The 22,600-nt window shown below is 50.2% G+C and carries 11 protein-coding genes; 6 read left to right on the top strand and 5 right to left on the bottom strand.

Annotation, left to right across the window (positions count from 1 at the left end; genetic code table 11):
• The first annotated feature begins 384 nt into the window (after positions 1-384).
• Positions 385-741 carry a hypothetical protein gene (locus ACM6HV_RS07625; RefSeq protein WP_414903879.1) on the top strand — a complete coding sequence of 119 codons (357 nt, stop codon included), beginning with the start codon at positions 385-387 and terminating at the stop codon, positions 739-741.
• 69 nt (positions 742-810) lie between these two features.
• On the opposite strand, the gene ACM6HV_RS07620 is transcribed toward ACM6HV_RS07625, so the two are convergent.
• Positions 811-1,524, bottom strand: coding sequence for a hypothetical protein (locus tag ACM6HV_RS07620; protein WP_414904148.1), 714 nt, complete (start codon positions 1,522-1,524; stop codon positions 811-813).
• Positions 1,525-1,671: 147 nt separating this feature from the next.
• Between ACM6HV_RS07620 and ACM6HV_RS07615 the strand changes: the two genes are divergently transcribed.
• From ACM6HV_RS07615 to ACM6HV_RS07595, 5 genes are all read left to right on the top strand, one after another.
• Positions 1,672-2,943, top strand: coding sequence for a DNA cytosine methyltransferase (locus tag ACM6HV_RS07615; RefSeq protein WP_414904146.1), 1,272 nt, complete (start codon positions 1,672-1,674; stop codon positions 2,941-2,943).
• A gap of 477 nt (positions 2,944-3,420) precedes the next feature.
• Positions 3,421-6,483: a hypothetical protein gene (locus ACM6HV_RS07610; RefSeq protein ID WP_414903878.1), complete on the top strand. Its 3,063-nt coding sequence runs from the start codon at positions 3,421-3,423 to the stop codon at positions 6,481-6,483.
• A 36-nt stretch (positions 6,484-6,519) separates the two neighbouring features.
• The gene (locus ACM6HV_RS07605) at positions 6,520-12,789 is read left to right on the top strand and encodes a DEAD/DEAH box helicase (protein WP_414903877.1); all 6,270 of its coding nucleotides are present in this window, start codon (positions 6,520-6,522) and stop codon (positions 12,787-12,789) included.
• Positions 12,790-12,800: 11 nt separating this feature from the next.
• Positions 12,801-14,417, top strand: a complete 1,617-nt coding sequence (locus tag ACM6HV_RS07600) for an NERD domain-containing protein (RefSeq protein WP_414903876.1) — start codon at positions 12,801-12,803, stop codon at positions 14,415-14,417.
• Between the two features lie 1,058 nt (positions 14,418-15,475).
• Positions 15,476-16,318, top strand: coding sequence for a hypothetical protein (locus tag ACM6HV_RS07595; RefSeq protein ID WP_414903875.1), 843 nt, complete (start codon positions 15,476-15,478; stop codon positions 16,316-16,318).
• Between the two features lie 101 nt (positions 16,319-16,419).
• Here ACM6HV_RS07595 and ACM6HV_RS07590 read toward each other — a convergent pair whose 3' ends face one another.
• From ACM6HV_RS07590 to ACM6HV_RS07575, 4 genes are read right to left on the bottom strand one after another with little or no spacing between them, the layout of a single operon-like run.
• The gene (locus tag ACM6HV_RS07590; RefSeq protein WP_414903874.1) at positions 16,420-17,934 is read right to left on the bottom strand and encodes a TnsD family Tn7-like transposition protein; all 1,515 of its coding nucleotides are present in this window, start codon (positions 17,932-17,934) and stop codon (positions 16,420-16,422) included.
• A gap of 33 nt (positions 17,935-17,967) precedes the next feature.
• On the bottom strand, positions 17,968-19,410 hold the full coding sequence (locus tag ACM6HV_RS07585) for an ATP-binding protein (RefSeq protein ID WP_414903873.1): 1,443 nt from the start codon (positions 19,408-19,410) through the stop codon (positions 17,968-17,970).
• Positions 19,403-21,580: a Mu transposase C-terminal domain-containing protein gene (locus ACM6HV_RS07580; protein ID WP_414903872.1), complete on the bottom strand. Its 2,178-nt coding sequence runs from the start codon at positions 21,578-21,580 to the stop codon at positions 19,403-19,405. The genes ACM6HV_RS07585 and ACM6HV_RS07580 overlap by 8 nt, the downstream gene beginning before the upstream one ends.
• Positions 21,573-22,469: a TnsA endonuclease N-terminal domain-containing protein gene (locus ACM6HV_RS07575; RefSeq protein WP_414903871.1), complete on the bottom strand. Its 897-nt coding sequence runs from the start codon at positions 22,467-22,469 to the stop codon at positions 21,573-21,575. Before ACM6HV_RS07575 ends, ACM6HV_RS07580 begins: the two co-directional genes overlap by 8 nt.
• Between the last annotated feature and the right edge of the window lie 131 nt (positions 22,470-22,600).

The raw sequence follows: 22,600 nt of genomic DNA, 5'->3' as shown, positions 1-22,600 counted from the left end.
GAGCCGGTGCCGATTGCCAGCGCTGGATTTTTACCGATTATTTTTGGGTTAGCGTAGTGGCGGCAACTGCGTCAATTTCGGATCAGCAGCAAATCCTGCTCGGTAGAGGGCAAGCATTGCTTCGACCCGATCGAACATCAGAATTATCCTAGTTTTCGCACAATGAAAACGAAAGGTCCTTTTTTATCCGTTCATTCTCGACCAATAATGCAGAGCCGGCACATCGCGGGCCGGGTCCCAGCTCCATTCCATTTCCTTGACGCGCAGATCTAGCCAACTCAAACAAAGAGGGTGAATGTTATGGCTAGTCGGAATCGTGCCACCGTTGAGCGAATAATCCTACAAGCCCGGATATGGGGATGGAATATGTCATGGTCTTTCAGCATGGCCACGCCTACCGATACCAGGCCAATCGGTCATCATTATTCAGAACATGCTGCGATCAAGCTTTACGGCTCCGTCCGATACCCTGAAGCTTTCAAATACCCAACCCTAGAATGCTACCTACACGTTGATCCATTACTCCTAAGCGACAAGTTGGCTCCTCGCTGCATCGGCTCTATGCAGGCGACTGGCAAAAGGCTCATCGCATATGTCGCCATTAGCAATGACCGCTTCAACAGCTTGGTCATCGCAGCAAGTCGACTTGCTGCCCTAGAGATCAACGCGGAGCCGCTGAGATACCGCAAGGCCAAGGTGATGGGTATCCACCTGAGCACCGAGCTAGAGTCTGATTGGTAATGGTTCTTTTGATCATACGGACGCTAGTGTCCAGTGCTCGCTTACTAGCCCTCCCCAGTGCATCACCGGTCACCTCTTGCTTGGCACATACGGTTCGTCTTGCATCACAAGACCTTCGCCCGAGTCTCGGTTCCTGTAGAAGCAGCAGGCTCTCCTTAGTGGGCATTCTCTACACCTCGGCATCCTTGGCCGACATATAGCTGCCGCGAGATCAAGCATTGCCCAATTGATCTCTATCGGATTTTGCTTAGCCAAGACAAGATACGCAGTGGAGTGTAGAACTTTGTCATGACGGATATCAGCTTTGATAGGGGAAAGACCAAAGTACCTTCGGAGAAGTCGAGCCATACTGGCATCCAACAACGGCTCCCTCCGTCCATGAATAAACAACAAAACAGAATTCGCGACATATTGGCCAACAGCAGGAAGGGCCTCTAGCTGAGGCCGATTATCTGGCCATTGCCCCCCTCGTCCCACCACGTATTGAGCTAGCAACGTCATGGCTAAAGCTCTGCGGCGCCATAAACCTATAGGTTTCAATACCACTTCCAACTCAGATGGATCTGCTAAGGCCAAAGCCCACCAATCAGGGAAGCGAGTAAGAAAACTAGGGCAGAATGCCGCGACCGTTTCCGCGCGCGTTCGCTGCAGCAGAAGCTCTACAACTATCCGCACGTAGTTTGAAGCCTCACTCTGGCGCCATGGAAATTGTCTTTTCGAAATGGCATGCCAACCAAGCAATCGAAGACGAAATCTTGCTACGCGCCCTGTCGATAACCGCATGCACAAGCTAACCATGCATCCTCCAGAACATTCAAACCTCCTAAAAATCATAGCCGCTCAAGCACTACTAAAGCAGTCCTGGAACTTAATATGGGGCTGTGCGACAATTCATTGGCACACTAAGTGGCCGAAGGCCATCACTTGACTATGCTAAATGCGATGACAACCCCGAAAAAGCTACGATTTTGCGACGTGTTTGCCGGATGTGGAGGCCTCTCATTGGGCCTCCTTGAGGCTGGACACGAAGGTGTCTTTGCCATAGAGAAGAGCTCTCTAGCTTTTGAAACGCTTCGCTTCAACTTGATCGAAGGAACTAAGTACCAGTTCGCTTGGCCAAAATGGCTTCCAAAGCAGGCCATGACCTGCGAAGACTTACTTTCAGGCTTTTCTGAAAAAGTTGCGGCGCTCCGAGGCCAGATTGATCTCATCGTTGGTGGTCCTCCATGCCAAGGATTTTCAACGGCGGGAAAACGCGACCCCACTGACCCTCGCAACAAAATGACAGAGCAATACCTTGCTCTTGTTGGTTTATTGCAACCTCAATACTTAGTTATTGAGAACGTTGCTGGATTCAACATGCGCTTCGAGACCAAGGGAGGAGTTGCCGAAGATATTGCGAATGCCGGCAAGGCCTCATACGCGAAATACATTGCAGAGAAATTAGATGCTCTCGGATATGACGTCGACTCAGGACTCGTCAATTGCGCAGATTTTGGTGTCCCCCAAACCCGCCATCGCTACTTTATGCTCTGCGAGCGAAAAGGGAATTCTTCTCAACGATCTAACCTGCTGAAAATGGTACAGGAAAGCCGGCGCGATTTTCTAACCGCCAAAGAATTACCCATCACTCGCCATGTAACAACACGAGAAGCAATTTCTGACCTTGAAACACATGGGAAAATTCTTGTTTCCAATGAAGACTCTGGAATGTCGAGATTTCTTGAAGCAGAATATACCCCTCACCCAAATCCCAATGCGTTCCAAAAACTTATGAGGCTAAGCTGCGAGAATCGTGCACCGAATAGCCGAAGACTTGCGAGACACAAGGCCGAAACCAGAGAATATTTTAAGCATATTCAGGAAATCTGTCGCCCAGGGTATTGCTTATCACAGGAGGAGCGAGAACAAGTAGGAACTAAAAAGCACGCAACAACAGTTCTCGATCAAGGTAGACCAGCCCCAACAATTACGACCTTGCCTGATGATATCCTCCATTACAGTGAACCAAGAATTCTTACCGTACGTGAAAATGCTCGGCTTCAATCATTCCCAGATTGGTTCGAATTTCAGGGAAAGTATACGACCGGTGGAAAGCAAAGAAAGCAAGAATGCCCCCGCTACACTCAGGTTGGTAACGCCGTCCCACCATTAGTCGGCGAGGCTATTGGTCGGATGTTAGCCGTCCATAAGCTTTACTAAATCGCAGAGCTCCTTACCGGTACCATTTGAAAATACCGGCCTTCGGGTCGGTGTTACAAAAGCCCGCTACACAACACCACCCATATCCGCCCGGGAACTGCTCTGTCACCTAAAGAGCTCTTGCTGCACTGCCTGCACAGTATGCATATAGCCTAATCTAAGGGTATGATAGCCATGTGCTGCATACCCTATACAAGCGTCCGCCACACCCAGCAGCCTACATCACTAAACATCTCAAGGGAGCTCCCGATCTTGAGACAGTCTGCTTGTGACTGGCCGGCTGCCCGGACAGGCCAGCTGCTTCCGGACTTCGCAAAACTAACTCTGACAAGAAGCCAAAAGAGTGCTTTAACTATACCCAAACAGGGAGGCTGCTCGGACGTACCAGGCACAAACGACTAAATGCATCGCACCTGACTATACGGAGCTACCTTTCAACGGTTCGCTATCTTGCCGCATGAGTGAGAAATCATACGTATGAACGCTAGTGAGGACGGCCTTCTCGAACCCCAGACTGAGATACCCAGCCAATTTGGCCATGTACAGGAGCTGCCAGATTCCAAGAGCAAGCCACTCGACGATAGATTCAGCGAATGGAATCTTCGCTTGCTACATAGCTTCTTCTCCGAGGCATCCAAGGGTGAGGAGGTGTTCCTTAGGGTGGACAAGGAGTTTCTCGACCAAATTGGTCAAGATATCGGTGGTGACGCTGGATTTTTGGACGCAGTTCGTACTGGCCATATCTGGGCCAACCCAGGCGGTAGCCTCGCTCAACGCATACGTGATCTGGTTGAACAACGAAAAGGAGATGCTAATAACCGCAACTACATGGACCCTGGCGCTTTGGATCCTACCTACCTAGGCCTGCATGCCCCTGCATACCTTCCCTACCTTGCCGCTCTGATCAGGAACGATGCGGAGAACCCGAACTCGTATTATGGGGGGCTACAAGCAGATCTTAAACTGCACCATACTTTCGGCCCCAATGAAATGGATCGCGTTGAATCGGCTTGGGCCGATTTGCAGAAGTGGACGGAAAGAAATGCTGGGCGGTTCGGCTCCTTTAAACTGAGGAGATTGGGTGGCTATCACAGGATCGGCGTGCCAAGATCCCAAAGCATTTTAAAGCCCCAAGATATAGAAAACCTTGCACAAGCGTTTGTACAGGCACAAATTAGACCTGGCCAAGAATTGTCCAAAGCATCCTTATCGCGGATATTGGACGAGGCGCGTGCGACGAAACGGATTTTCACTGCCGGATTTCAAAAGGCACTCGATATTCCTGATTTCGAACAGCCTATCCTTGCTGCAATCAGCACTGCATATTCCGATTGGGATGGAACATTAACGGATAAAAATAGTAGTTCACATTATTCATCCACTGATTTAAAAGATTTAAAAGGAGTTGGCATTTCTTTAGTGGTGGTGCAGGATGCCCCCCTGGAGATTTCCCCTCGCTGGCGTCTGCCTGCTTTACAAGATACTGGTAAGTTTGTGCTGTCCCACAATGAATTTAAGTGGAAGGGATGCTTTTCCGGCACGGAAGGGACAAACTGCACGTCATCTGCCAAGCAAGATGCGGAGTTCTGGAGAATCGCTGAACAAGCATCTGAAAACGCCCTGCAGTTTAATGTCCAGTACCTTGGTATCGAAGAGTCAGAACCTACAACACTCCAACTTCTGTTAAGGCGACATCTGCTCTGGGTTCTGGTTCCGGCGTTTGATTCTGTGACTGGAAACTTAGAGTTGAGAGAGGGTGATCTTCCTGGGAGTGGACAGGCCTTTCTATTGGCCCCGCCCCACAGTTTTGCATCTCTCAAGAGCTACCTCGAACGTGTCAAACCTGATCACAAACTGATATCGGTGGCAGGAATTCCTGATAACTGGTTGTTTGTTAATTTAGTGGCGTGTGACAGTCTTACGCTTGAGCAACGTCTTCTCCCTGATGGGGAGGAATGTGCCCATCCAAAGCCTCGTAGTATCCGTTTTGTTGGTGGAAGGTCGATTCGACGCGGCTACAGTCGCATGTATCTGCCCTACGATCTACCCATGATTGAGTTAGACGCTCCTGAGGGCACGCGCATAACATGCTCTCAAGACATCATTATCCATGAGACGTTCTTACCCACTTATGCGAACACGGGCGAGCAAGCCCAATTGATACCGTTAAGACGATTCGAGATTAGGCTACCTAGTGCAAGAAGTGCATCGTATGTGCTCCACGCAACTACCAAAAATGGTACCCAACTCGGCCAGGCAAAGTTGAGAGTTGCCGGTCTGGGAGGAGACTTTGTTGATATAGGGCGTCCATTTAGTCTGGACAATCTTGGAATACCGATGACATCAGACGAAGGTTTGTCTGGTGTTTTCCTGCCAGTTATTGAGCAATCAGCCTTCAACGTCGTTGGTTTTGATTTAAAGCCCGTAGAACTTGGGGCCATCGTTAAACACGACGCTGTCATTATCGATGTTCGGAAAAAATTCCTCGACTCACTCGCCCAGTCAGGTAGTTTTGATTACGGCGTAGCAAGAAATCAATTACAACGACTTATCCGTACTTCTGATGCATTCGGTGATCCCGCATTAATCCTGCTGGACCTTTGTCGGCGCGGTCACCTCGAAATTTCCAGAACGCATAAGGGGCATATAGCTCGAATACATTCGGTTAAGCCCACTTTTTACTCGCTACCTTCCACATCTCACGGCCCTCAAATTTGGGGGGTTGCGGGAACCTTACGTATCTCTCATTGGGAGAATATCGCAAGAGCAGAAAAGGCGTGGTCTACGCACAGCTTGATCACCAATGCGGTTGAATTCGAGTCATGGCGATTGCTCATCATTAATGAATTTGAAGCTAAAAAAACATTAGATCAAATAGGTTTCCAGCTTACACAAACACCTTGCATTTCAATTGCGAATTGGGCTGGCAGTTTGAAGGCATTCACAAACGTAACGCTTCACAACACAATGGAGTCTATTGGAAGCGCTCGGGATAGCGCCATGCGATTCCACGCAGGCCAGGGGCGGTTTACAGCCAACCCCTGCGGCAATACAAGCGAGCTTTGGAAGGTGCAAGATCTTGACACAGGAATGGACAACCTGTACGTGCTCGCGGACCAAGGAAGGTACGCCTTCGTCAGCGACTCACGTTGGGGTGTTTGGCTGGCGCTTGACGCATTTGCAAAGTGGGTGAGCATTAGAACAGGCCTTGAGGACCTTCACCCAATACCTATCACGTATGAGCGAAATAATGGGACCGTTTGGCTCCCAGCCAGAATTGGCTTACCAAGTGTTCTTGAACGTGCCCTCGTTCTATGTGCTGGCTTTGCCCCAGAGGTTCTTACGCTTCAAAAACAAGAGACGAATGGCTCAGGTAATAGGATCTCACTTTCCTACACAGTAGATGGACCAACAGTCTTTTTCGCCAATCGGTTTTACAACGATATGGCAGAAGGCAAGTGGCTTGCATACCGACATGTCCCTGAGGTGGTTGCTAATCTTATTGCCACCAAACTTGGGGCGGTTCTAGATATTTTCTGATTCGCAGCACACTAATTGAAGCTATAAGGAAAAAGAATGAAAGACCCAGTTGGCGCTTTCGATACTTTCCAGAACGGAATCAAGCGATACATAACCTCAGCATTTCGAACGAACTCCCAAACCTTTGAGGAAGATCGAAAGGAATTACTGGACCTGCCTGGGGTTCTGTTTCAAACACCCTATGTTGAACCAATTCCTTCCTACAAGTCAGGTCGAAAACTTACAGAGTTGCTCGAAAGTGACCTCCCTAGCTTAAACGAGGTGGGACGCGATGCGTTCAAAGCGGTTGTCAGTGCTGGGCTATTCAGTGGTGGTCATCCACTCTACCTACATCAGCAAACGATGCTTAGGAAGTCACTGGAAGGCAAGCATTGCGTCGTCGTAACCGGCACAGGTTCAGGCAAGACGGAATCCTTCTTGCTTCCCGCCTTGGCCAATATCGTCCGGGAGGCTACAAGTCCATCCACTCAATGGCAACATCCTTCGAAGACTCCTAGTGAGTGGACCAAGGAAGAACTGCCGAAATGGAATGATACTCGAAAAGAGTTGCGTGGTGAGAAGCGTACGGCGGCAGTTCGGGCACTCGTTCTGTATCCCATGAATGCGCTCGTTGAAGATCAGGTTTCTCGCCTACGCCTCGCACTCGATACAGATGAAGTCCATGCAGCGCTTGACCAATATCTCGCGGGTAATCGAATCCGATTTGGCCGCTACAATGGTTCCACGCCAGTTTCCGGCCATCCTTTCAAGGCCGATGGGAAGCCACATACAGGCAAGCGCTCCGAGCTACGCGAGGATTTGAAGGCAGCAGTCACAGACTATGTCTCAATGTGCCAAAAAATTAAGCATTGCCGTGATGCGGTTGCTGAAGCTGAGGCAGCCAATATCTCGGAAGAGATTGACAAGGCCAGAAAACAACTATCTCAATCATTAGAGGAAGCCAGTTTCATCCGACGTATGTCACCAGACGCGGCGGAAATGTTTCATCGCTGGGAAATGCAGGCAATGCCGCCGGACATCCTCGTCACAAACATCAGCATGTTGTCCATCATGCTAATGCGGCACCCCGATCCCCACATACCCGGTGATCGTGCCGACTCCGACATGTTCGAGGAAACGCGAAAATGGCTTGAAAAAGATCGTCAGAACCACGTATTCCAACTCATCGTAGATGAACTCCACCTGCATCGTAGCTCGGCAGGTACGGAAGTCGCTTATCTAATACGTCTCCTTCTGAACAGACTCGGGCTTGACCCGACAAGCCCTCAGTTACGGATACTCGCATCTAGTGCGTCGCTTGATGGAAGTGATGATGCCACCTACGAATATCTTGGCGGCTTCTTTGGTTATACGAGTGAGGATGCGAAGGCTCGCTTCCATATCGAATCCGGAGAGCACCTCCATACACTGGAAGACGACATCCCCGAATTCAACAATGCCATAGTGGAAGCCTGCCTCAAGGCTGGGGGTACCAATATTCAAGAAGGCGACGACAATGAAACCCTAGAAGTGATTTCTGTCGTTGATCTCCTTGCCGTCGACGAAGTCACCAGCAACAAGTGCATTCTCGCTGGATTCGATACCAACGGGCAGATCCGAGCCAAGCCGATCAATATGCTTTCCGATTACTGGTTCGCTAGCCTTCCCGCTAACAAGCGCCCAATTGCCGCTAGGGGTTTGTTCCGTGCCATTGGTTCCAAGCACGCGAGGGACAAGAGGCTGTCCTTCCCGCGCCTTCGCTTCCATTGGATGGCCAAGAATGTCGAAGGTCTCTGGGCAACCATCGAGTTGCACGACGAAGACCATGATCGACGCAGCGGAATGCTCCTGCCTGACCGGAAGCTCTCCTTGGATGGGCGGCGCGTGCTTGAAGTTCTTTATTGCGAGTGTTGTGGCACGCAGCTTCTATGTGGGAACAGGATTCCGCTAAAGAATGGGCTGGGAATCGAAACACAATTCGAATTAACTTCCCTCGAAACCCAAATCAACGGACTTCCCGAGACTACAGTCGAGACACGCACAGACGCCCAGAGATATAAGGATGTCGGTGTCGTTTGGTTGCGTAACCTTGATTTCGACCCTACTACAATCCCGGACAATCTGAAATGGAAGCACGGTACGATTGAAACTGACTCAAAGGATGGTCGCCCAGGTAAGCCACGAGACAACAAACCCGCAAGTTGGATTACGGCGACCATCGATCCCATTACAGGTCTAGTCACTACTGGGACACAAAAAGGTGGTCAGCCCTGCTATCTCTTTCACGCAGAAATACCAGAGGCAAACCGCCATGAATACTCGGCGATGCCCCAGCGTTGTCCATCGTGTCACATTGACTATTCAGAACGTTATGGCCGTCGTACGCCGATCCGATCGTTTGTGACTGGCTTGGCGCGCATGTCACACTTGTTCTCCAAGCACCTGATGGGAGTCCTGCCTGAGGGAAAGAGCCGTAAGCTTGTGGCTTTCTCTGATAGCCGCGAGGCGGCAGCGAATCTTTCTGTTGGCGTGGAAGAAGAGCAGTGGATGCTGCTGCTACGCACTTTCATCAATCAAGAGCTGAAGAAACGATCTGATAGCGGCATAGATGTGTTGATGAAGGACGCTCTGCATGCAATTGAATCTGTAGAGGTAGAAAAAGTCCAAGGCATTCGTGAAAGGGTCAAGAATCTATTTGGTCAAACAGATGGATCGCTACAAAGATTCAATTTGTTCGTGCAAGCCGCAAGGGCGGTGGTCGAAGACAAGGAAGGCGCTACAGACGAGCAAGTAGACCAAGTAAAAAGAATACGCGCCCATAAGCATGGGTATGTGCGTGTCGATGACATCATTGCAAAGCCAGGCCCCGATAGACAGTTAAGCCCTCTTTGGCGAGATTTCATCGAGAAGGGAATTAACCCTGGCGGTGCATCCGTCGATAAACGAAAGGTTGGACACAAAGGGAAAGATTGGACGTCTATCTTCAAGACATCTGACGGAAACCTGGTCGCCAAATTAGAAGATGAGGCCAACCTGCATGATATTGAGTCAATTTCCGAGTCGCTGAGAAAGGTTTCGTGGCGAACTCTAGCCGGGCGCCTCTTGTATGACCTTGAGGCGCAAGGGATAGGTCACCTAGCTTTTCCGCCAGACAAGGCTCTTCAGTCGCCAATTGGCATGCCTTCAGAAGTCTTCCGCCTCGCATGCGATAGCATCCTCCGTATCCTCGCTGAGGAAAACCGGCTGGATCCCAATCCATGGAACAGGCCAACCGATGGCTGGAGACACGACCAGCCCACTGGCGCGGCAAACGAAGGAGCTGCGAAGAAGCGCGTCCATGGCTATCTGACGAAAGTGGCTGCGGCCCATAGAATTAACCGTGACGCACTGCATGACTCCATGGTTAATGCCTTCAAGTTGGTGGGGCATGTACAGGGGGACCTTTGGGGCGTGGTCCGGCTGGAAAAACTGTGGACCCGTGTTGTCGGTCCTGAAGACTATCCATGGGTATGCTCGAACTGCGGGCGGGTTCATTGGCATGCATCTGCGGGCGTGTGTTCACGCTGCCTAGGCAAGCTCGAGACACAGCCCAATGGGAAGGCCACGGCCAAGGAAATCGAAGACGAGCACTACTATGCCCACGAGGCGAATGATAAGTCGTCTGCATTTCGCATTCATGCTGAGGAGCTAACCGGCCAAACTCAAGACCAAGCCCAACGCCAAAGGCACTTTCGCGACATCTTTTTCGATGAAGAAACGATTGAAGATATCGGTACGCGCAATGTATTGAGGAATGTAGATTCCATCGATTTCCTGTCGGTCACGACAACGATGGAAGTTGGTGTGGACATCGGTTCGTTGCAGGCTGTGATGCAAGCGAACATGCCCCCGGAGCGCTTTAATTACCAGCAGCGTGTAGGGCGAGCTGGTCGTAAGGGACAGGCTTTTTCAGTGGCCTTCACCTTTTGTCGCGGACAAACTCATGACCGCATTCACTTCGAACACCCCAGCGAAATGACAGGGGGCGTGCCCCCGCAGCCACGACTTGCCATGGGCGACGATCAACGCATATTAGCCGAGCGCCTCATCGCCAAGGACATTTTGAGACAAGCTTTTCGTGCTGCAGGCATTTCATGGGTTGCAACTAGCCAAGATCCTGATACACACGGTGAGATGGGCACCCTTGCCAATGCCGAAGCAAATATTGCGTTGGTCAGGAATTGGATTGCTGTGAATGGAGAAGCCATCAAGAACGTGGCACGAACCATAACCTCAGGCTCTAATGTATCCACCGAGACCCTCATAGAGTATGTGTCACACCTGCCCGAAAAAATGAAGGATGCCGTTGAAGGAAATGAGTTCGTGGCATCCACACTGGCTCACCGCCTCGCTGAGGCGGGTATTTTGCCAATGTTTGGCATGCCAACGAGCGTCCGAGAGCTCTACTTCAAACTTCCCTCTGGAAAAGGTGACGCGGAGCGCGATGCAAAGTCTCTCGACAGGCCTGCAGACCAAGCCATCGCGGACTTCGCTCCAGGCTCGGAGCGCACATGGGACAAGCGACGGCTAACCCCACTGTACGTTACAGGACCACTGTTCAATGATCCTCGTGTTGGTCGCTGGAAAGCCTCAGGGGCCCCCATAGGAGCAGCGTATGTGCACGTACGCTGCGGAGCATGTAGGCAACTTCATGTAGAGCGCATTTCTATAACCGCCATGAGGACTCACGCAAGTGAATCAGGGTTGTGGAATCCAAGCTGGCTTCAGAACCCTCCTCTGAGCGTTATTTGCCCAAATTGTGGGGCACAAGACGCGAAGCCTTACATGGCCGTAGCTCCGCGTGCATTTGCAACTGACATGGATACTACTAAGCCAGCTCTTGGAGGCGGCGAGAATAGGGGGCGTTCGGGCTCAACAGACATCTCCAGCCCCCGACTCAGCGCTGAGGGTTTCAAACAAGTCTGCAATACACAGGTCAAGCTAGAGCGGCAAGCTCCCGTATTTCGTACCAATACCAACCGTAGTGAATACTTTGGCTTTAAAGAGGTTGGTAGTATTCAGGAAGGCGGGAGTAAATGGATTCATGCTGAGGGCGAATCCATCTGGCGATCAGAAGACGAAAACCCGGATTTTAAGGTTGCACTTACTTCACCCAAGACCACGGATATCCTTGCAATACGCATGCTCGATGGTAATGGCTTGAAATACTTCGAAAGCAAGGACGAGGCTAGCCTAACAAGACGCCGCGCCGCTTGGTATTCTGCCGCGACCATCTTGCAGCGTGCCATCGCTCTAGAATTAGATGTTGATTCGATGGATGTAGAGATCGCATCTGTCCACGCGCTCACAGACCTTGGCGGTGGGGAGATGTACCTTGCCGACGCCCATCCGAACGGTGCGGGAATCGTAGATTCGGCAATGTCTCAATGGGAATCCATCCTACGAGGGAGCTTGTTTGGGGAGGGTGACACCCCGCGAATGGGCAATATGATCCGTGAAGAGATTGATCTCTCAAAAACGAAAGGCAACGAGTGGCGCAGCCCGGACCTCCTACTCCGGGGTTTCCGTAACCGTCAAGTTCATGGTCTTCTTGATTGGGAGCTAGGCATCGACTTGTTGGCCTCCATGCTAGATGCTAACTACAAACCTGGGTTAGATACCGTGGCTGCCAACAAGGTCCTGCCCATTGGAGCAGAGGGCAAATGGGACGTTCGCGCAGCTAGGCTTGTCGATGCATGGACTAAGAATGGATTTCCTGCAGAATCTATCATCCACGATGGTAACGTTCATGGATGGGCAACTGATGGAGTTCTCAACGTAGTCGTCCATCCTCTGTGGGATGGCTATGCTAGCGAACGAAACGCGATTGGTGACGCACATCATCTCGCTGCCAAACAAGGCCTTGGCCGGATCCGGCGCATCGATTCCTTCAACTTGTCCCGTCGCATGATCTGGGTCCGCGCTAACCTACAAAACGACCAGATGTTTGTCGTCGAAGACGTTGATCCCAATTCCACGCCGGGAGCACTGAGCAAGACGCAACTAAGCTCGCAGTACAATGTAACTGCGAAGGCTCTTACCAGCCTTCCGGATGACACCACTTTTTCTTTTGCCGGCAGAAACTGGCGGAAAGTTGGCCCGCGCAAGATCAGCCAGCTCAGTGATGGCGAGGAATGGCTAGCAGTTACTCATGGGGGGGAACTCTTGCCTGTCACCGCGTACTTCAAACGGAGTATGGCTACCCCAAGGCTCCGCACCCGCGACGGTTTCATCCGGAGCGAAGAAGCCGAAAAATTTCGGTTTGTTGCGCTGCTTACCAATTCATAGGACGGAAACCGATGCCAAGGATCATTGGAAATCTTCCAGCAGACCGCTGGGAGAACGAAGTGCTAAAAGCACTCAAGAACCAGTTACCAGACAATTGGGTCGTCATGCCTAGTGTTAAATGGACGCTTGCGAAGAACGGCTACGTCCGTGATGGAGAAGCAGACTTCGTCGTTCTCGCACCAGACTCAGGTCTTGTTGTCCTTGAGGTGAAGGGTTCCAAGGAGTTCAAGGTGGACGAGGATGGGAAGTGGAAGCGAAAGCAAGACGATGAGACGTGGGTCTTGCTTAAGGAATCCCCACCCGAACAAGCCATGCGGAATATGCACGATCTGCTTGGTGTCCTGTTGGAAAGAAACAAATGGAAGGAGTTTCCGGGACGATTCTCCTACATCGTTGTGTATCCCCAAGGAGAGGCACGCAGCCTTCCGGCTATGTTCGATGAGTCCACCATCGGAACTCGCCGTCATATGAGCCAGCTAGTGTCCCGGCTTCGAAATTCACTGGAAAAGCGTGGAGGGACGGGACGTGCCGCGCAGTTCACTCCACAAGTCGTTGAGTCTGTGATCAATGACCTCAAGAACAGACAATTCCAGATCCAGAAAGTGGATACGGACGAGGACGTTGTCAGCGACATGGGGAAAATCGAGCAACTGACTCGACAGCAGTTCGCTAGCCTGAAAGGCTTATTCCAGCTTCCAAGCGTTGCAGTTATAGGCCCTGCGGGGTCAGGGAAAACTGTTCTGGCTATGTGGAGACTGCACGCTTTAGTCGAACAAGGTCTACGGTGTATATACGTTTGCTATAACCGCACGCTCGCCAACATCTTGCGTCTTCGCAATCCAGACCACACCGAGTTCATCTGGAACGTTGATAGGTTGTTCCTTGAACTTTGCCCGGATTCGCGCCACAGGTTTGGCCAAGACGATTTCCATCGGGAGGTTCTGCCGAGCCTGGTCATGGACAGATCGGATGAAGTAGTCAAATACGATGCCATCATCGTTGATGAAGGCCAAGACTTCTCGGAAGAACAGATCATCGCGCTACTCGAGCTCCTTTCTGACGAAGGAGGATGGGCATTCTTCGCCGACTGGAAACAGGATTTGTACAGTGCCGGAAAAGGTGTCCCGATCGGCGCAGAAGTGATTTTCCATCTCCACTACAATTGCCGGAATACGGTGAAGATCAACGACGCATCAAATCGCTACTTAAATACAAAAGTTGAATCAATGACCGGCATGCCGGTTGGTGTTTCGCCAATGGTCGAATCGACTAGCGATCAGGTGAAACGCGCTTGGGAGATTGCGAAACAATGGAGTGGAGAAGGCCCAGTGGCGATACTGAGTCCATTCAAGCTTGAAAATTCCGCTATGAAAGGCCAGAAGTCTGGGCACGGACTTAGTCTAAGTACATATATTGAAGATCTAGGAAAGAAGGATACAGTTTTCTTCTCTACTATCAAATCATTCAAGGGTATCGAGGCCACATCAGTCATTGTTGTTGACGTAGGCATCCCAGGTGAGCATATTGCGTTCACAGATGAAGACCTCTATGTCGCTTGTACACGCGCAACCACAAGGCTGGCCCTTCTTTCTTCGAAGAAAGAAGTAGTCAATTATTATAATAATTGACTGGCTGTTGGCGCTGATGTGATTTTGATCCCACCTGCTGATTTCGACTGACCTATATGCTTCCTCTGAAACTTCGCGCAAAGACAGAGTGTTACTGAGTATCCGGTTGGGTTAAAAAATTTCCGCAGTTTGGGTCAGAATCGCATCAGCGCCAATATGCCGATAGCCGAAAGTAAAGAAATGTTGTCCTTATGGTTATTTTTAGCACTTAAAGGAAACATTTCTTTTCCTTGCTGCATGCATTTTTGGACGCCCAGCCAGCAAGCCACAATTTGGACTTATGCAAGACGAGATGAGGACAGAAAATCGAATATCTGTGCGTCTTCTGTTGACGCTAACGCCGAATTGATCCATTGCCGACGCGATACGGCCCTCCTCCGACCGAAACAAATCCAGCACAGGCAATGGTTCGCGAGGAATCAGGCTGGATCAAAAACATCCTGGTAAAACCGGGTCAACTCGGCAGCGGCATCCACATGAGAGGGACTATTTCCAAGACAAAAATACGCTGCTGCAGTTAGAGCGCTTGGGTGAAATGCGCGACTTAAGAGAAAAATACGAACTCCTGGATAGTGTGGGGGCAGGAAAATTTAGATTTCTTCCTCCATTCAAACATCTTGATTGGCTAGAAATGCTAAAAAACTAATTTTATGCACAATTATGAGAAAATTCATAATTTGTCGCGCGACTGGTCTATTGCTCAAATACGGTACAAATGACTGGTCAGGTTGAATGCAAACGGAGGGAATACGTCTATGCAATTGCCCAGTTAGTCCGTGGTGAAAAGTGGAACCCTAGACGTGCCAGAGCGCACGGCCTGTGTCTTGGTTAAAAGAGTTTCATGGAGCTTCACGCCGCAACCGCAGCGGGCTGAAACCGTGACGCCGCCCCCGGAAACTCGAGTGCAAATTTTTCCATGAACCTAGCGCCAACCAGGCTACGCCAAACCTTACCCTCTGGAATGTATGCTGAGATAATTCGGCACTAATCAAACACTTGCTTTAGTGCACTAGCGTCACTAAGCACCACTCATACTATTAATGGACGATACTTAAAAGATGTCCTACATTCCCATCACATTCCACGATGAGCATTTTATCTCAGTACTGAATCGTTACGAACTTCTGACTGGCATGTTGCAACACGCAACTCAGGAGTATTGTCTGGCTCATAGTTACAGGATCAAGAGCCGCGATTCGGCCTTATTGAAGCAATGGCAAAAAGACCACCTAGCTGTAGATCATGATTTTTTATGGAGTCATACGTTCGAGCCAGCTACTCAACTTCTAGCAGGCAAAAGCTTTCTAAATATGCAGAATAAATACCGTGCATTGATGTGCAAATATTGCATACAAGATAATATTAATATTTCAGGGGTGGCCTATGCACATCGAACCCATAATTTTCCCGGAGTTACATACTGCCATCTGCATAACGTTAAGTTGGAATACACATGTAGCATGTGTGGAGTAGTACATTTTATGCATGAAACTTCAAAATACTATGCGTGCTTCTCCAAACCGTTGGAGCCGCTGAGGGATATTAGCGCTGCCAGCGTGACAGACATGAAGTATTCGAAGTTTATATGCGAAATGCTTTGCTCGCCAAAGCGAAACATCACTAGCAAAATAAGAGCTAAAGCTATATTAAACAAAATAATTGACCTCGGACTTAATCGAGGATTATCGAAAAACAGAAGAACTATAGAGCCTTACATATTTAAAAAACTAAACAATAGCGCGTTAGTGTTTCAAGCCCCCTATCAAAATTTTAGCGTCCATCGAATGAGCATACAAGACGGCGCCATTTTTCTATTTGCACTTTTTGAAAAATTTGATACGTATTACAAATATACCGAGAATTCCTGCAGCTTTGAATTAATTGACAATGATCTTGAATAAATCGGTGCGGCCTGATCCAGGAGTAACCGTTCCATAAAACATGAAAATTATCTAAACGAACAGGGTTTGGAAGCTTTCATATTTAGTCCTACTCAGATTATCTAAATGTCCCCGAAGCGATTGGATATAAGGCCGTAAATTTCTGAGTTCGATACTCGCTGAAGGCGGATCGCAGCTAAGCGCATCAGCTTGGAAAGAGATACCTTCCCGGTTTGTGGTAGGCTCAAAAGCACCTTGGCGATCTTTCGTAGCTGAAAATCGTGTTCGGTCTCAACTAGCTGTCTAGCAATTTCAGTCGCACGAGGTAATTTTCCAGGTAAGCGGAGAAAGTCGTAGTGGTGGGATACACAGCGGGCAAGCCCAGCGTAAGAAATTCTCACCGGCGGATCATTGAGTTGGAGCAGGTAATCGCGTGCCTTCGGCAGTTCCGCTACCAGTTCGGCATCTCTGGCCGCCCAATCCACATAAGGACGCCTGATAGAGGGCGCACGATGGATTCTGACGTAGTCGCTGAGCCAGTTCCGGTCATTTCGGTACAGCCACATGTACCCGGCTCGGTCGTGAACCCGGGTTGATTTGGAATAGGCTAGGAATCGATTTCGGTGAGCTTGCACCTCTAGAGCGGCAGGGGCGCTTAACTGCTGGTGGGGAACTGGCTCGGAATCAACGCAAATGGATGGGCCTGAAACTGCAAAGGAAATGCCTAGCTCAGCAAATCTCTCTGTGGTAAGTCCAAGTAGGTAGCAGAGAAAGTAAAAGCGAAATGGATGATAGGTCCCTCGCGGAGTGCGGAGCAGCCGGACCGCCCAATCACATTTCCCGGATCCATCTGCGTTCAGTAGCTGATACTCCTTTAATCGCGGGGCAGCCTCCATGGCTTCATTCAAATATTCAAGCAGCTGTGATAAACGCAAACGCTTGTGGTGAAGTATTCCCAATTCAGCCAGTCGATACCGAAGTATGCCGCTGGCGACAAGCTTAGACACTCGCTCTGGATTGCACAGTCCCCACGCTGTGAGCCGGGCTACGTCAGTTAAGGCAAGAATATCGTCCTGATTTTGAACTGCATCTTTCAAATCGTGATCTTCTAGACTATTGGGTAGATAAAAGTATCTCCAGTCATCACGTGGTTTGCTCACGACCTTCAGCACGGCCTTATGGTAAGGGCACACCAGCACACCAGCCGCTTGATGGATTCGATGCCAATACGCTTGACCTGTATGTCGACCGTCGCGCGCAACGCAGTGCTCGCAAAACCTCAATGACCCAAAGCGCTCAAAGCCCGAGGCAGTTATTCCAACTGACATTTTCAAGCCAACTCCAGTAGGACCAGACATGGCTTCAATCGCAGCGCCCATCTGACGGCTGCTGAGGAACGGCGCGAAAAGAGGTAACAAGGTATGTGCCTGGATCAGCTGATTCACTGACATCTGATTGGATAATCGCTGTGAGAGTGCATTGAGACAGCAAGGGAACGCCGAACCACATGTCCGGGAATATCGGCCAAACAACTCGTAACTTGTCTGACGATAGCTGGTATTGGCTGCAAGCCGATGGTACCTAGCAGCTAGACTGTGAATTGTTTCATCTGGGAAAGCTTGCGGAAAAAGCTCCATCGCTGTCTCCTGCTCAGGCTCATCAAACGCGGATCACCATGGCTTGTCGTCTATCCACCCCTCTGCTGAAAGAGCAGAATCCAAGTCGTCAGATTCTGCGATTCCTTTGGCAATATTCGAATTGACCGATTTGCTCACTGGGACCATCGGATTAGCGCTCAACTCACTGGCCTTCTCGTTCTTGCTCGGCGTGTTGGTACTCGAAATCAACGCTAAATCAGCCCGTCTAGCCCGTCGCATCAAGTCGAAATTCATCATCTGTGCGATCTGATCTTTCGCAGGCATCATATCTTCAAAATCAGCGATCTGAAGGGGGTCACCACTGCGCAGCGCCTCAATCGGCTTGTGCAGCAAGCGCATTTGCTCGTTGTAAACGCGCTGCAAAATTGCCTCCGTTACCTTCGGCAGCCCTTCATAGATCACATATCGCTGCGTCAGCGTCATCAGCTTTACCAAAAAGTCAGTGTTGCCCTGGGTCAGATCGTAAATCTTATCCTCCAACACCTTGGTTAGCGGTGTCGGAGATCCAGTCCAGTCATATGCCCATAGTCTCTGTACTAAATATCGCCAGTAATCATCGTCCGAGCTAAACCGATCGAACGACACCACCCCCATCCCCACGGCACGTCGTGCATTGCGCAATACACCTGAAAACAGCGGCACCATGGCATTTGTCCCCACATACACTAATGGGATACCTGCCTCGTTTGAGAGGGTGACGAAAAAATTGAGCAACGTATCCTTGCCATTGCCACCCCGCGCAGCATTGAGGTGCTGCAACTCATCAATGATCAACGCGCCTATGAAGTAGCTACGGCACAACTGCCCGATCCGCTGAAGGAGAATGCTTATGTTTAAGCGCGTGGTCATGAGCTTGCTGTGCTCATTCACCCCCAAAGCTTCGTCCAACGCGGAGAAAAATGCAGCGCAAAACCCACGAAGCGAACCGTCGTGTGGGCACTCGATCTTCAACCACACAACCTGGGTCTGAATGAACGGGCGGCCGGCATATTCAGAGTGCCTTATGGTCTGTGGATAAAGGCGGGCGATGGCGTTCAGGGCTGTAGTCTTACCCATGCCACTGAGACCTACGAGCGTCATAGTCGACGCCGACGACTTGAATCCGGAGTGCCTGAGATCTTCAGTTGAAGAAGCATGCAGCATTGCGACGGTATCTCGGTGGAAAGGATGACGGCCGGTGTATCCATGTCTCAGCAACTGACTGAAGATGTCCTCCAAATGTAGGTGGATTTCTAAGGGGATGACAGCATCAGTGAGCCGGTTCACACCATGAACTCTGAGCTTGGCGGGAAGGGCTAGCTCAGCCTTGGTTGGTAGAAGCGGTGAATGGAGAATCATCCGCGCAACATCGTCATCGCTAAGGATGGGCGGGAGGGCCTCGATGAGCGGATTGCCATCATAATGGGGCAAGCCCGTCGGCCTATAGATGGCCGGTAGATGTTTTATTTCACTCATAGCTGCTGCCTTTAGTTTCACCCGTGACCAGTTTCAGGAAGCTTCGACTTCTAGACGAGAGTTCTCCTTTTTCACGGATAACTGGTTCACGAGGTGATTCAAGGCTGGCTGCGGAGCCGGAATGTATTGCCTTCAGGCCTACACTGTCCCGGGCACGATCCACCGCAACCTCAGCTTGGCGATTCACACGCTTATCCGCTTTGAATTTCGCTTTGGATGGGGGCCTCCCAGCTTGCTCCTTCAGCTTGGTCGCATCGGCTAGAATTTCCTCTGCACGTTGCTTCAGATTCACCCGGTCTTGAGTTGCTTGGAACACCTCATCGGGTGACACCTGCTTCGTAATGGTCAGCACGTCTAGGATTTCCTCCAGACGGTAGCCGCTGAATTTTTGCGCCATGTGAGGGGCCAGTGTGAGCGGATGAAATTCGGCGCCCACCTTTACCCACGCACTGTCTATGCAGTTAGGGTCATACCAAACTCGGACATAGCGAGTGGAACCATTGTGTGAACGTTCTGCCCATTGCTCCCGCTGCAAAATTTCGCACGTAAAGAGCAGACCCTGGAAGTAAATCCCACCACGCTTAATGGGTGCTTCGCGAGACGGCAGCAAAGCAATTTTCAGTTCTTCAGCACCTTTCGTTCGTGCATTGATGGGGCCGTGCTCCATTGCCCAGCGCCAAATTTCAAGAGGTGTAGGACTCACCTCGCTTGCAATCATCTGCTCAGTCAAGAGATGCGGCAGGCGGAGGTTTCTGTTGTGGTTCAACACCGCGAGAATAACCATCTCGGTGAATTGGTCGATGTCCAAGATTGCGTCCAGCTCGTAATCGCGGTCACCTCGCTCCAAGCGCCTTGCATCGACTCCTCCGGGGCAAAATTTTAAATCTAGCCCCTCGTTAATCAGGCGGAATCGGCTCTCGACAATGGATTTCCAGTCGGGTCGAAATGGGGGAGCGATTTTAAGTATTGTTCCGAGAGTGTTGCTCATAGCTTCACCCGCCTCACTGAGCAGTTCAGCACGATCTGCCGACAGCTCAAAAGGTAAATGGTGGCATGGCCATTCATCCTCTGTAATTTCTACGTTATAACGCTTACAGAACTCCTGCTTAGGGGTGTACGCATTAAATAAAGCGTGTCGGGCGCCATTCCAACTCGGGCCCTCAAGGCCAACATGTATCCCTACAATCATGCGAGAGTAGTTATCGACAACCACATAAAGAACTGGCCGGCCAATCAACCAGTTACGGTTAAGCCGATGTACCAAATAAACATCAGCGATGGTTGAATCTATCTCAAATCGGTGACATGGACCGAAAACCCCATCGCTTGCCGATCCAGTTAAAGCTCGATAATCTTTGTTCCACCGAATTGATCCTCGACGACCTTTCAATACATACAACGCATCGAACAACTTTTTCCCATGATGTTTTAGTTGGGAGATCGTCGGATAAGTGCCACGGGCAATTTCTCCCCGCTCACCACCTGGGAGAGTTCTGGTGTAGAACTTATTTAGCATCCAGTCCCATGCATCCCGCACCTTACCGCACTTTCCGCTGGCAAATCGATCGTAGGCGATTCTAATTACTGCCAGCTCTTTTTCTCCAAGCGGTATCGCCCGGTCTTCGTGAACAACACCTAAATACTTAGGCGGACGGCCCAAATGCTTACCAGGCGCGATGTTCCGATTCTTAGCCTTCCCCCAGTTTGTAGAGTTACTCAAAAAGGCATTTTTTGTTTGCCCCATGCTCCAGTACCTGAATAAAAGGCGATAAATTTGCCTTCGATCAACGCCTACGGTCGACGCATGAGCATTGACCCTTGCACCAAAGCAGTCGCCTGCTAACAACTCGCCGACAGTACGGCCCTCAACAAGTTCTCTAACCAGGCTCCATCGCCTCTCCCGGTTTTCCAGCTCTTTTTCCGATAATTCATCATCGTCACGGACCAAAAAGTCCGGCGCCTGCTCTGGAGAAATCTTGAGCACTGCTGCTTCGAGTTCGATAAGGATTGGGTCAAGCTCCTCGACCCAAGGTTTCTTGGGAGAAAATGTATAATCAATAACAATAACTTTTCGATAAGCCGAGTCGAGTTCCAATAGCCGTACGGGGCAATCGAAAATAGCCGATTGTGCGGTGGGGGAAATAATACAGTTAGCAATAAGCCTACGCATGCTCTCGCCTCTCATCGCAAACACTAAGTATGGTGGACTCTGGGGTGAAAACTTTCAGAGGTCTCGTCAGATCGATTTCATGGTTCTCGAAATCCATTAGCAGACGCCTTTGCCAAAGCATATGAAAAAAAAGTGATTTAGTCGCTTTGTAATCCATAAACAATGACTTTGACAACTTAGTGATGAGTAGTCTGAGCGGAATTTCATCCGATCTTGATTCATCGATGTACTCCGCAACTTTCTGAAAATTTCTTTCACTAGCAATGGCCGCCGACACTAATGCATTGCTTCTAAGCTTGACCAAGTTTTGGATGTGCACAGGAGAAAGGCGCTCATATAGAACCAGCTTCCAATCGACCTCCCTACGGCTCCAGTACAACTTTTCGATCGCAAGCTTCTCAAGCAACCGGGCACGACTCTTGGGAGAGAGTTCGGCTATTTCAGATCGATACTTAACAGTTCTAGCAATAATTTTTTCGCCTCCATCCTCTCCGATCAAGGTAATCACAAAATCGGTCGTGAACACATGAGGAACATTGGTCCGTGGGTAGAGGACCGGCCGATACCCAAGGCTGCATGCAATGGAGTGGGTTTCCGCCTGTGGCAAAAGGGGATATTGCTCACGAATATCGATGACGGCGGGATCGTGCTCCAGAATCAAGTGGAAGTGAAATTCCGCCTTCGACAGGAGGTGGTGGGCTCGCTGAACCTTCACTCCAGGAACGATGTGGGATGAACCGAGCGATGCGATGGATCTGACCTTGATCCAAGGATGGTATTGCCCCATTACGCCCTGACCGACGCCGGACGCAATCCGCTTGTCGATCCAATCTTGGGTAATAGGTCGGGATGGGATACGACGGGCTGAAGCGATGGTTTGCGTGACCATTACTGCTGACCAAGGGTTGAGGGAACGCGTCGCCCAACAGACTTGGTGCGACGCGGTAAACATTTTACTCTCGAGGTCCCTAGTGACAAACCTATTTAGTCTGTGACAACGCTATTTATTTTGTGACAAAC

The sequence above is a fragment of the Pseudomonas sp. IT-P260 genome (assembly GCF_949768395.1).
Taxonomy (GTDB): domain Bacteria; phylum Pseudomonadota; class Gammaproteobacteria; order Pseudomonadales; family Pseudomonadaceae; genus Aquipseudomonas; species Aquipseudomonas parakoreensis.
The sequence above is the reverse complement of the archived record's forward strand: the minus strand, read 5'-3'. Positions and strand labels throughout refer to the sequence as shown.